The sequence below is a fragment of the Streptomyces sp. WAC05292 genome, assembly GCF_003949955.1.
Classification (GTDB): domain Bacteria; phylum Actinomycetota; class Actinomycetes; order Streptomycetales; family Streptomycetaceae; genus Streptomyces; species Streptomyces globosus.
In genome coordinates, this window is the sequence record NZ_RPSE01000193.1 from 1 (window position 1) to 11,458 (window position 11,458).

The following is an 11,458-nucleotide window of genomic DNA, read 5'->3' on the forward strand; positions in this document are numbered from 1 at the left end:
GGCCCGGGGGCGCGTCGGGCCGGGGGTCAGACGAGGGAGGCGTAGAGCCCGGGGCGGCGGTCGCGCAGGTAGGGGTTGTTCTCGCGCGAGGCCTGCAGGAGTTCGGGGTCGACGTCGCCGACCACCATCTCCTCGCCGCGGCCGGCCCGGGTGCGGGTCACCCCGTCGGGGTTCGCCAGGCAGCTGAGTCCGACGAACTCGAACTCCCCTTCCGGGCCGGTGCGGTTGACGTACGCGATGTACATCTGGTTCTCGAAGGCCCGTACGGGGACGAGCTGTTCGGCGACGAACTGGAAGGGGTGCATCTGCGCGGTCGGCACCAGGAGGAGGTCGGTGCCGGCCAGGGCGTGGGACCGGACGTTCTCCGGGAACTCCACGTCGTAGCAGATCATGATGCCGACGCGGAGGCCGCCGAGGTCCGCCTGGACGACGGGGGTGTCGCCGGGGGTGAAGGCGTCCTGCTCGAAGCAGCCGAAGAGGTGCGTCTTGCGGTAGTTCGCCAGCCGGGCCCCGTCGGGGCCGACGAGCTGCGCCGAGTTGTGGACGGCGCCGCCGTCGCCGCGCTCGGGGTAGCCGTACAGGACGGCGACGCCGTGGCGGCGGGCGATCTCGCCGATCGCGGCGGCGGAGGGGCCGTCGGCGGCCTCCGCGAGGGCCGCGATCTCCTCGACCGGAAGCGCGTAGCCGGTGAGGAACATCTCGGAGGTCACCAGGAGCCCGGCTCCGGTCTCCGCGGCGCGGGCCGCTGCCTCGTCGAGAGCCTTGAGGTTCGCGGCGGTGTCGCCGAGAACGCCGGAGCTCTGGAGGAGGGCGGTGCGCAGCGCGGGCATGGGCTACCTCTGTGACAGGTGGGGTGGGTCCTACGACGGTACGTTTTCGTGTTCGATCCGGACAAGGCGTGACCGTTGCGGTGGCAGCATCGATTCGTTGCGCGTTTGCCGTGTGGGGCGGTGATTCGTTGCGCGGGGTGGTGCGGCGCCTGCGGGGGAGGCGCGGGCTGCCGGTTCGGCGGCGGCGGGCATAAAGGGGCCGGTGGCCGGTGCTGTGGTGGGTGATCGCCGTCCGCAGCAGCCGTCCGGCGGGTGCCGGCGCGCCCGCGGAGAGGAGCCCAGGCCCCATGTCGCCCGTGTCGCCCGAGACCGAGATCGAGACCGCAGCCGAGCCCGTGCCCGGGACGGGGCCCGGGGCGGCGGCGCCCGTCCACCCCCTCGACAACCCGGTGTGGGCGGCGCTGGCCGGCCCGCACGCCGGTCTCGCGGAGGCGGGGCCGGCGGGCCTCGCGGCACGGTACGCCGTGGACGTCTCCCCGTTCGCGGCGCTGGCGGAGCCAGGCGATCCCCGCGCGTGGGCCGACCTGGCGGCGCTGGCCGGGCCGGACGCCCCGGTGTGGCTGACCGGCCTGCCCGTCCCGCCCGGGGACTGGACGACGGTGGCCCGGTTCGGCGGGGTGCAGATGGACGGTTCGGCGGTACGGGCGGAGCACGACGCGGAGGCCGTGCGGCTGGGCCCGGCGGACGTGCCGGAGATCCTGGAGCTGGTGGAGCTGACCCGGCCGGGGCCGTTCCTGGCGCGGACCGTGGAGCTGGGCACGTACCTGGGGATCCGGCGGGGCGGCCGGCTCGTCGCGATGGCGGGCGAGCGGATGCGGCCGCCGGGCTGGACGGAGATCAGCGCGGTCTGCACGCATCCCGGCCACCGCGGGCAGGGCCTCGCCGCCCGGCTGGTGCGGGCGGTCGCGGCGGGGGTCGCCGAGCGCGGGGAGCGCCCGTTCCTGCACGCCGCGGCGGACAACACGGGCGCGATCGCCCTGTACGAGGCGATGGGCTTCACGCTGCGCCGGCGGCCGCTCTTCGTCGGGCTGCGCACGCCCGCCGCCTGAGGCCGTTGCTCCGGCGGAGGGGGCCGGTGGGAACGCGCCATCCGGGAAGGTCGGGCAGACGGCACGTTTCGCGTCCCGCGCGGCGGGTCACACGCGGAAACGTCGACCACCGACTTCCAAGGAGGGGACCACCATGACCGACGTCTCGCGGCTTCCGGGCGCCGCCGTCCACCACTGGCAGTGGCAGCTCCGCGCCGCCTGCCGGGACCTGGGCCCCGGCCGGTTCTACCACCCGGCCGGCGAACGCGGCCCGGAGCGGGAGGACCGGGACGCGGCCGCGAAGCGGGTGTGCGCCGTGTGCCCGGTGCGCGCGGCCTGCCTGGAGCACGCGCTGCGGACGAAGGAGCCCTTCGGGGTGTGGGGCGGGCTGACCGAGGAGGAGCGCCGGGCACTGCTGGGCCGCCGGTCCGCGTCCGCGCGCGGCGTGCCCGCGGCTGCCGGCGGCGGCCGGTGACGGCGCGTCCCGCCGCCCCCGAGGTGCGCGGGCGCGCGGAAGGCCCCCGGCGGATGCCGGGGGCCTTCGTCGTACGCGTGCCCGTGCGGCCGGTCGGGCTGGTCAGGCGGGGGCGCCGGAGGTGAAGCGGCGCAGCAGCGGGGAGAGGACGAGCACCGACTTGGTGCGCTCGACGAAGGGCTCGCCGGCGATGCGCTCCAGGACCCGCTCGAAGTGCCGCATGTCGGAGGCGAAGACCTGGACGAGGGCGTCCGCGTCGCCGGTGACGGTCGACGCGGACACCACCTCCGGGTACCGCTCCAGTCCCCGCCGGATGTCGTCCGGCGAGGTGTTGTGGCGGCAGTAGATCTCGATGAAGCCCTCGGTCTCCCAGCCCATGGCGGCCGGGTCGACGCGGACGGTGAAGCCGGTGATGGCGCCCTCCGCCCGCAGCCGGTCCACGCGCCGTTTGACGGCCGGCGCCGAGAGCCCGACCTCGGAGCCGATGTCCGCGTAGGAGCGGCGGGCATCCTCGGCGAGGGCGTGCACGATGCGTTCGTCGAGATCGTTCAGTCGCACTGCGGGTGGATCACATTTCTGCTGTGGCCAGTCGGGAGCGGCGGACGCCGTACAGGAAGTACACCACGATGCCGACGGCCATCCAGACACCGAACGCGATCCAGGTGGCGACGGGCAGGCTGTACATCATGTAGCCGCAGGCGAGGAAGCCGAGGATCGGCGTGACCGGGAACAGGGCCACCTTGAAGGTGCGCGGCATGTCCGGCTTGGTGCGGCGCAGGATCACGACGGCGACGTTGACCAGGGCGAAGGCGAAGAGGGTGCCGATGCTGGTGGCGTTGGCCAGCTCGCCGAGCGGGATGAAGGCGGCGAGGGCGCCGCAGAAGAGGGAGACGATGAGCACGTTGGCGCGGGGGGCGCCGGTCTTCTCGTCGACCTTGGCGAAGATCTTCGGGACGAGGCCGTCGCGGGACATCGCGAAGAGGATGCGGGTCTGGCCGTAGAGCACGGCGAAGACGACGGAGGCGATGGCGACGACGGCGCCGGCGGCGAGGACGACGCCCCAGAAGGTGCCGCCCGTGACGTCGGTCATGATCTGGGCGAGCGCGGCCTCGGTGCCCTCGAAGTCCTGCCACGGCATGGCGCCGACGGCGACGAAGGCGACGAGGCAGTACAGGACGGTGACGATGCCCAGGGAGAGCATGATCGCGCGGGGCAGGTCCTTCTTCGGGTTCTTGGCCTCTTCACCGGCGGTGGAGGCGGCGTCGAAGCCGATGTAGGAGAAGAAGAGGGTGGAGGCGGCGGCGCTGATGCCGGTGATGCCGAGCGGGGCGAGCGGGGCGTAGTTGCCGCCCTTGATGCCGAGGACGCCGATGCCGATGAAGAGCAGCAGGGTGACGATCTTCACGACGACCATGATCGTGTTGATGCGGGCGCTCTCCTTGGCGCCGCGCATCAGGAAGACCATGGCGAGCAGGACGACGACCAGCGAGGGCAGGTTGATGAAGCCGCCGTCGCCCAGCGGGGCGGCGGAGAGCTTCTCGGGGAGGGTGATGCCCAGCGTCCCGTCGAGCAGCTCGTTGAGGTACTGGCCCCAGCCGACGGCGACCGCCGAGACGGAGACGGCGTACTCGAGGACGAGGCACCAGCCGCAGACCCAGGCGATGAACTCGCCCATGGTGGCGTAGGAGTAGGAGTACGAGGAGCCCGAGACGGGCACCGAGCCGGCCAGCTCCGCGTAGGAGAGGGCCGAGAAGAGCGCGGTGAGGCCCGCGACGATGAAGGCGATCGTGACGGCCGGACCGGCCTTGGGGGCCGCCTCGCCGAGCACGACGAAGATGCCGGTGCCGAGCGTGGCACCGATGCTGATCATGGTCAGCTGCCACATGGTGAGCGAGCGGCGCAGCGTGCCGCCCTCACCCTGGCCGCCCTCGGCGACCAGCTGCTCCACGGGCTTGCGGCGCAGCAGCGGGTTCACAGGCTTGCGCTTCTCCTGGGAGAGCGGGGGCGCCTGGCCGTGATCGAGCACGAGGGGACTCCTTTGACACTGCGGAGGGGGAATGAGGCATCGACCGCAGCGGTCCGGGCAGGACGCAGACATGAGTCTGGGCATGGGGGGACCGCCGAGCAGGCGGTCCGCGCCACTCCACGTACAGCGAGTGAGCCTACGAGCAGAGTGATACCGCCCGTAATGCACCATCCTTGCACATTGGCGCACGATCGTTGCACGGATCCGTCCGGAATGGACCTTTGTTGCGTACGGATGATCGATCGGTGCGCGGAAGACCGGAGGGCCACGTTTTGACGCACCGTCAGATACCCCGCCGCACGGCATCCCCGGACGCTCCCGGGACGACCGGCTGGCTCGATCCGGAACCCTTCCTGCGCGGGGTCGCCTGGCTCGACCGCGGCCGCCCCGTCCGGGCGGACCCGGCCGACACGATGCGGCTCCCCTGGGACACCGGCCGCCGCGCCGACCTGCCGATCGGGGTGCGGCTGGAGTTCACCGCGCCGGACGCCGCCGCCGTCGAGATCCGCTACCGGGCCGAGGCCCCCGGCCCGGTCTGCTGCGGCGGCGGTGGTGGCGGTGTCGGTCACGGGAGAAACCTCGCAGAGGCGGGGCGCGCGCACATGGGGGCCGTTCCCCCATATTCCGCGGAGCCCCCCGCCGGCCCTGCGCGCGCACCGCCCGTACGGGCCGCCGCGGCGGCCCCGGCCCACCGGGTACGGGGGCGGCACACCGGCTGCGTACACCCGTGCACCCGCGCATCCGTCCGCCCGGGGCCGGTCCCACCTGCGGCGCTGCGGTCTTCACAGGATCCGCGCCTTCTGCCGCCGTTCTCCACGAATGTGGGGGCCCCGGCCCGATGCCGCACCGGGCGGGACGGCCGCAGCCTGGGTGCAGTGCCCCTTTCCGCCGCCCGGCACCCCGGGCGGCGGGTGATCAACGGAGGAACAGGTGGGAGAACCCGTCCCTGTCGATGTCGTCGCGTTCGACCCCGTGCTGGAAGCCGGAACGAAGAGCACCCTGTTCGCCTGCCCCGAGCTCGCCCCGGCGGCGCCGGGCCGCGAGCCGCGGGTCGTGGTCATGACCGTGGACCGGGTCGGCCGCCCGGAGCTGGACGTGCTGCGCACCGTCCGCGACGCCCCGTCCCGCCCGGACGTCGTCCTCGTCGCGGGCGAACTGGAACCGGAGGGCGCCCTGCACGCGATAGCCGCAGGGGCCCGCGGACTGCTGCGCCGCCGCGAGGCGGACGCCGCCGCCCTGGCGCGGGCCGTCCTGGCGGCCTCCCGAGGCGACTGCACGCTGCCGCCCGACCTCCTGGACCAGCTGCTGGAACGCCCCGGAGGGCACGGCCCGTCCGCGGCGGCCCGGCCGGCCGCCGCGGACCGCTGGACCGCTCCCGGCCTGAGCGAGCGGGAGCGGAGCGTGCTGCGCCTGGTCGCCGACGGCCACGAGACCAACGAGATCGCCAAGCAGCTGTGCTACTCCCCGCGGACGGTCACGACCGTCGTGCACGACATCACCCAGCGCTTCCGCCTGCGCAACCGCGCCCACGCGGTCGCCTACGCCCTCCGGGTCGGCCTACTGTGAGCGCCGTCGCCGAACTCTCGCGCCCGCTGCCCGCGCCGGCAGGGGACCTGGCGGACCGGGGGGACCTGCTGCGCCTCGCCGGGGACGGCCGCATGCCGTACCCGGCCCTGGTCCGCCTGCTCGGCGCGGCCGCCGCGCCGGCCGCGGACTCCCCCGCCGGACCGGCGGCCCGCCCGGCGGGGGCGGACGTCCCGCGGCTGACGGCCCGGCAGACCGCGGTCCTCACACTGATGGCGGAGGGCCACGGCAACGCGGTCATCGCCCGCACCCTGTCCTGCTCGGAGCACACGGTCAAGAACGTGGTGTACGAACTGATGTCCCGCCTCCAGGCCCGCAACCGCGCCCACGCGGTGGCCCGCGCGGTCCGCCACAGCCTGATCTGAGGGAGGAGGGGCCGGCCCTGCCGGGCCTCCGGGGCGGGGAGCAGGGCCCGTGCCCCGGCCGTCAGCCGGTCCATCGCCGCCTGCTTCTCCTCCGCCGTGCGCGCCCTCAGCCCGGCGGGTGTCAGTCCTCGGCCGGGACCAGGCGCAGGGAGATCGAGTTGATGCAGTAGCGCTGGTCGGTGGGGGTGGGGTAGCCCTCGCCCTCGAAGACGTGGCCGAGGTGCGAACCGCAGCGGGCGCAGAGCACCTCGGTGCGGACCATGCCGTGCGAGGTGTCCGCGCGCAGCTCGACGGCGTCGGTGTCCTTCGGGTCGTAGAAGGACGGCCAGCCGCAGTGGGAGGGGAACTTCTCGGTGGAGCGGAAGAGCTCGGCGCCGCAGCCGCGGCAGGTGTAGACGCCCGCCGTCGTGGTGTCGGTGTACTCGCCGCGGAACGCCGGCTCGGTGCCGGCCAGGCGCAGCACCTGGTACTCGGACGGCGTCAGCTCCGCCTGCCACTGCTCGTCCGTCTTCTCGACCTCGTACGCCATGACTCTTCCGCTCCCTCGTCCGGCCCGTGGGCCCCTGTCTGCCCGGCTCAGCCCGCCAGGCGGGCGAGGATCGCCGGTCCCAGGTCCGTGACGTCTCCCGCGCCCATCGTGAGAACGAGATCGCCGGGCTTGGCCATTCCCGCGATCACGTCGGCGACGGCGTCCTTGTCGTGTTCGGCGGTGGTGTCGGCGCCGGCGGCGCGGGCGGCCGAGATGATGATCTCGCTGGTGACGCCGGGGATCGGGTCCTCGCGGGCCGGGTAGATGTCGAGGACCACCGAGGAGTCGGCGAGGGCGAGGGCCTGGCCCATCTCCTTGCCGAGCTCCTGGGTGCGGGAGAACAGGTGCGGCTGGAAGACGACGAGGATCCGGGAGTCGCCGGCGGCGCCGCGGATGGCCTCCAGGTCGGCGGTCATCTCGGTGGGGTGGTGGGCGTAGGAGTCGATGACCTGCACGCCGGCGGCCTCGCCCTTGAGCTGGAGGCGGCGCTTGACGCCGGTGTACTTGCCGAGGGCGGCGGCGAGGTCGTCGGCGGGGATGCCGAGGGCGGCGCCGGCGGCGAGGGCGGCGACGGCGTTGTGCGCGTAGTGGCGGCCGGGCACGGAGACGGTGAAGGTGAGGGAGCGGCCGTCGAGGCGGACGGTGACCTCGCTGGCCAGGCCGCGCGGGGTGATGTCCTCGATGCGGACGTCGGCGTCCTCCTCCTCGCCGTAGGTGACGACGGTGAGGCCGTCGCGGCCGCGGACGCGGGCGGCGATCTCGGCGGCGCCGGACTGCCCGTGGGCGACGACGAGGGTGCCGCCGGGCACGATCCGGCCGACGAACGTCTCGAAGGACTCGTAGATCTCGTCCATGGAGGCGTAGTTCGCGTGGTGGTCGAGTTCCGCGTTGAGGATGATCGCGACCTGGGGGGCGTACTTGTGGAAGCTGCGGTCGCTCTCGTCGGCCTCGGCGACGAAGATGTCGCCGGTGCCGTGGTGGGCGTTGGAGCCGGGGGCGTCCAGGTCGCCGCCGATGGCGTACGAGGGGTCCAGGCCGAGGGCGGAGAGGGAGACGGCCAGCATGGAGGTGGTGGTCGTCTTGCCGTGGGTGCCGGCGACGGCGATCGGGCGCAGGCCGTCCATGAGGGCGGCGAGGGCGTCGGAGCGGTGCACGACGGGGACGCCCAGCTCGGCGGCGCGGGCCAGCTCGGGGTTGTCGGCGCGGATGGCGCTGGAGACGACGACGGCGGTGGCGTCGTCGGCGAGGTGGGCGGCAGCGTGCCCGATGTGGACGGTCGCACCGTGCGCGCGCAGGGCCTGCGCGGTGTCGGAGTCGCGGGCGTCGCTGCCGGCGACGGCGGCGCCGCGCTGGGCGAGGATCTTCGCGATGCCGGACATCCCGGCGCCGCCGATGCCGATGAAGTGCGGGCGTTCCATGGCGTTCGGCAGGCCGGGCTGCGGCGTCATACGGCTTCTCCCCAAAGTGCGGGCGGGTCGGGTGCGCCGGGGCGGCCCGGCCCCGCGGGTGCGGGGGACCGTCCCGGCGCGAACGTGTCGGACGCCAGCCTATTCGTTGTGGGCGAAGAGCTTGAGCACCGGAACCCCGACCTTGTGGCGGGCGCGGGAGGCCCAGTCCCGGTGGAAGAACTCCTCGACGAAGTGCGGGGCGGTCAGGACGATCACCTCGTCGGCGCCCTTCTCCTCGACGACGGCCTTCAGCTTGTCCAGCGGATGGTCCTCGACGATCTCCCCGACGGCGGTGGCGCCCTTTCTGCGCAGGGCTTCCAGGGAGTGGGCGAGGGCCTGCCCGGCGGGCCCGAGGGCGGCCGCCCCCTCGGGCTCGTCCGCCTCGTGGAGCGCCTCGGGCAGCTCGCCGAGCGCGACGTCGTCGATGGCGCGCAGCAGGCGGTCCTGGTCGCCCCTCGGCTGCATGAGCACGATGAAGGAGACCGGGTCGTCCCCGTGCAGGGTGGTGACGAAGTCCACGTCGACGGCGGTCAGCGGCTGCTCGATCATCAAAACGCTCGTGAACACGGACGCCCTCTCCTTCATGGGCGGCGGCGGCAGGCCGCGGCCCTGCGGAAACCATCCTGCCCCGCGCTCTCGCGGGGCGGCGCAGATATATGTGCCCAGCGGAAGCTAAGCGGAACGAGGAATTCCGCCTGTTTCAGATCCGACGGTAGCTCGTGAAAAGGAACCCGGCCTCCTCCAGCACCAGCGCGGGCGCGAACCGGTGCGGCACGGCCACGGAGGGCCCTCCGGCGATCCGCTGGGCACCCCCCGCCGTGAGCATCGGCGACACCGTCAGGCACAGCTCGTCCAGCACTCCCGCCGCCACGAACTGGCCCAGCAGCCGCGGCCCGCCCTCGGTGAGCTGGCGGCGCAGCCCGCGGGCCGCCAGCTCCCGCACAGCGCGCGCCGGGTCCACGGCCGCCCCGTCGCCCGCGACCACGACCTCCACACCCGCCCTCTCGGCCTCCGCCACCCGTTCGGCCGGAGCCCCGGCACCCGTCACGACGAGTGTCGGCACCAGCGGGGAGGAAAACAGCGGCAGCGAGAAGTCCAGGTCCATCCCGGAGGTGACGACGGCGATCGCCGGCGCCGGGCCCTGCCCGGCCGCCGCCCGGCGGGCCGCGAAGGCCTCACGGGCGCGGGCCGGCCGGTACCCCTCCTGGCGAACCGTTTCGGCTCCGGCGATCACCACGTCCGCCAGGGCCCGCAGCGTGCCGAAGATCCGCATGTCGGTCTCGCCGGAGATCGGCTGGGAGCGCCCGTCGTGCTGGGCCGCCCCGTCGAGCGTGGAGACCATGTTCGCCCGCAGCCAGTGCCCGTCCGGCCCGATCGGCGGATACGCGTACGCCTCCGCGAGCTCGTCCAGCGACCACTCTCGGTCACCGGCCTCGGCCGCCGGCCCGGCCGCGTCCGCGGGGCGGGATGTCTGATCGGTCACAGGGAACAGGCGTCGCATCGGTGCAGTGTGCCACGCCCCGTAGAGTTAAGAGCTGTGTCAACCTCACTCTCCGCCGCCGGTTCCACCCACGGCACCCACGGACGCCACCCGGCCGCGGACGCCGGCCCTCAGGCCCTCTGCGCACGCGAGCCCCGGGTTCCCGCCGAGCGGCTGGTGGCCGAGATGGTGCCGCCGCCGCGGTTCGACTCGGTGCGCTTCGACACGTACAACCCGGACCCCGCCCAGCCCAGCCAGGCCGAGGCCGTCGACATCCTCGCCGGCTTCGCCTCCGGCCTCGGCGGCGCGCACGCCACCGGCTCCGGCAGGCGGCGCTGGTTCGGCCGCGCCCCCAAGGCCGCCGCACCGTCCGGCCCGCGCGGCATCTACCTCGACGGCGGGTACGGCGTCGGCAAGACGCACCTGCTGGCGTCGCTGTGGCACGCCACCCCGGCCGAACCCGCCCTGAAGGCGTTCGGCACCTTCGTGGAGCTCACCAACCTGGTCGGCGCGCTCGGCTTCCAGCAGACCGTGCAGACCCTCGGCGGACACCGGCTGCTGTGCATCGACGAGTTCGAACTCGACGACCCCGGCGACACCGTGCTGGTGTCCTCGCTGCTCAGCCGCCTCGTCGAACAGGGCGTCGCCCTGGCCGCCACCTCGAACACCCTGCCGGGCAAGCTCGGCGAGGGCCGCTTCGCCGCCGCGGACTTCCTCCGCGAGATCCAGGGCCTGTCGGCGCACTTCCGGCCGCTGCGCATCGACGGCCAGGACTACCGCCACCGCGGCCTGCCCGAGGCCCCCGCCCCGTTCTCCGACGAACAGGTCGCCAAGGCCGCGTACGCCACCGAGGGCGCGAGCCTCGACGACTTCCCCGGGCTCCTGGAGCACCTGGCGAAGGTCCACCCCAGCCGGTACGGCGCCCTCACCGACGGCATCACCGCCGTCTGCCTCACCGACGTGGTCCCCGTCCCCGACCAGTCGACGGCGCTGCGCCTCGTCGTCCTCGCGGACCGGCTCTACGACCGCGAGATACCCGTGCTCGCGTCCGGCGTCCCGTTCGACCGGCTGTTCAGCGACGACATGCTGAACGGCGGGTACCGCAAGAAGTACTTCCGGGCCATCTCCCGGCTCACCGCACTGGCACGCGACGCGAAACCCCTGGTGTCCCAGTAGGTTTGGGGGCGCCGGGCGCCGTCGAGGCACCCGGCCGTTCCCCCATCCGCGAAGGGATACAGAGAACATGGCCACCACGCGCCACGCACACACCGTCTGGGAAGGCAACCTCCTGGAGGGCAAGGGTGTCGTCACCCTCGACTCCTCGGGCCTCGGCTCCTACGACGTCTCCTGGCCCGCCCGGGCCGAGGCCCCGAACGGCAAGACCAGCCCGGAGGAGCTGATCGCGGCCGCGCACTCCAGCTGCTTCTCGATGGCCCTGTCGCACGCCCTGGCCGGCAAGGGCACCCCGCCCACCCGGCTGGAAACCAAGGCCGACGTCACGTTCCAGCCCGGCGAGGGCATCACCGGCATCCACCTGACGGTGGAGGGCGAGGTCCCGGGCCTGGACGCCGACGGCTTCGAGGCCGCCGCCCAGGACGCCAAGAAGAACTGCCCGGTCAGCCAGGCCCTGACGGGCACCACCATCACGCTGAGCGCGAAGCTGGCCTGACGGCGGGGGGCCGGGGGCCGGGGG

The 11,458-nt window shown here is 73.8% G+C and carries 13 protein-coding genes; 6 read left to right on the forward strand and 7 right to left on the reverse strand.

The features are described 5' to 3' along the window. Window positions 1-26 precede the first annotated feature (26 nt). A complete protein-coding gene (locus EF903_RS19825; protein ID WP_125545019.1) occupies window positions 27-830 on the reverse strand; it encodes a carbon-nitrogen hydrolase family protein in 804 nt (267 codons plus the stop codon). A gap of 287 nt (window positions 831-1,117) precedes the next feature. On the opposite strand from EF903_RS19825, the gene EF903_RS19830 reads away from it, so the two are divergent. Beyond that, complete coding sequence (locus EF903_RS19830; protein ID WP_125545021.1) at window positions 1,118-1,879, forward strand: GNAT family N-acetyltransferase; 762 nt, start codon at window positions 1,118-1,120, stop codon at window positions 1,877-1,879. Between the two features lie 133 nt (window positions 1,880-2,012). After that, window positions 2,013-2,333, forward strand: coding sequence for a WhiB family transcriptional regulator (locus EF903_RS19835; RefSeq protein ID WP_114056721.1), 321 nt, complete (start codon window positions 2,013-2,015; stop codon window positions 2,331-2,333). A 102-nt stretch (window positions 2,334-2,435) separates the two neighbouring features. Here the strand turns inward: EF903_RS19835 and EF903_RS19840 are convergent, their stop codons facing one another. Continuing rightward, window positions 2,436-2,891, reverse strand: a complete 456-nt coding sequence (locus EF903_RS19840) for an Lrp/AsnC family transcriptional regulator (protein WP_007262967.1) — start codon at window positions 2,889-2,891, stop codon at window positions 2,436-2,438. Between the two features lie 10 nt (window positions 2,892-2,901). Beyond that, window positions 2,902-4,359 (reverse strand): amino acid transporter, encoded by a 1,458-nt coding sequence (locus tag EF903_RS19845; RefSeq protein WP_125545023.1) that lies wholly within the window; start codon window positions 4,357-4,359, stop codon window positions 2,902-2,904. Between the two features lie 930 nt (window positions 4,360-5,289). Here EF903_RS19845 and EF903_RS19855 point away from each other — a divergent pair. Together EF903_RS19855 and EF903_RS19860 are read left to right on the forward strand one after the other, a co-directional pair. Beyond that, the gene (locus EF903_RS19855; RefSeq protein ID WP_125545025.1) at window positions 5,290-5,925 is read left to right on the forward strand and encodes a LuxR C-terminal-related transcriptional regulator; all 636 of its coding nucleotides are present in this window, start codon (window positions 5,290-5,292) and stop codon (window positions 5,923-5,925) included. After that, entirely contained in the window at window positions 5,922-6,308 is a 387-nt protein-coding gene (locus EF903_RS19860) for a response regulator transcription factor (protein ID WP_260615637.1), read from the forward strand. Before EF903_RS19855 ends, EF903_RS19860 begins: the two co-directional genes overlap by 4 nt. Before the next feature lie 121 nt (window positions 6,309-6,429). On the opposite strand, the gene msrB is transcribed toward EF903_RS19860, so the two are convergent. The 4 genes from msrB to EF903_RS19880 all read right to left on the reverse strand — a co-directional run bounded on the left by msrB (window position 6,430) and on the right by EF903_RS19880 (window position 9,786). Next, entirely contained in the window at window positions 6,430-6,837 is a 408-nt protein-coding gene (gene msrB / locus EF903_RS19865; protein WP_125545027.1) for a peptide-methionine (R)-S-oxide reductase MsrB, read from the reverse strand. 47 nt (window positions 6,838-6,884) lie between these two features. Next, window positions 6,885-8,285, reverse strand: coding sequence for a UDP-N-acetylmuramate--L-alanine ligase (murC, locus tag EF903_RS19870; RefSeq protein ID WP_125545030.1), 1,401 nt, complete (start codon window positions 8,283-8,285; stop codon window positions 6,885-6,887). Between the two features lie 99 nt (window positions 8,286-8,384). Further along, a complete protein-coding gene (locus tag EF903_RS19875) occupies window positions 8,385-8,852 on the reverse strand; it encodes an indole-3-glycerol phosphate synthase (protein ID WP_125545032.1) in 468 nt (155 codons plus the stop codon). A gap of 133 nt (window positions 8,853-8,985) precedes the next feature. Then, window positions 8,986-9,786, reverse strand: a complete 801-nt coding sequence (locus EF903_RS19880) for a pyrimidine reductase family protein (RefSeq protein ID WP_125545035.1) — start codon at window positions 9,784-9,786, stop codon at window positions 8,986-8,988. Window positions 9,787-9,939: 153 nt separating this feature from the next. On the opposite strand from EF903_RS19880, the gene zapE reads away from it, so the two are divergent. Together zapE and EF903_RS19890 are read left to right on the forward strand one after the other, a co-directional pair. Beyond that, window positions 9,940-10,941, forward strand: coding sequence for a cell division protein ZapE (gene zapE / locus EF903_RS19885; RefSeq protein WP_390336362.1), 1,002 nt, complete (start codon window positions 9,940-9,942; stop codon window positions 10,939-10,941). Between the two features lie 67 nt (window positions 10,942-11,008). After that, on the forward strand, window positions 11,009-11,434 hold the full coding sequence (locus EF903_RS19890; RefSeq protein WP_125545040.1) for an OsmC family protein: 426 nt from the start codon (window positions 11,009-11,011) through the stop codon (window positions 11,432-11,434). Window positions 11,435-11,458 lie beyond the last annotated feature (24 nt).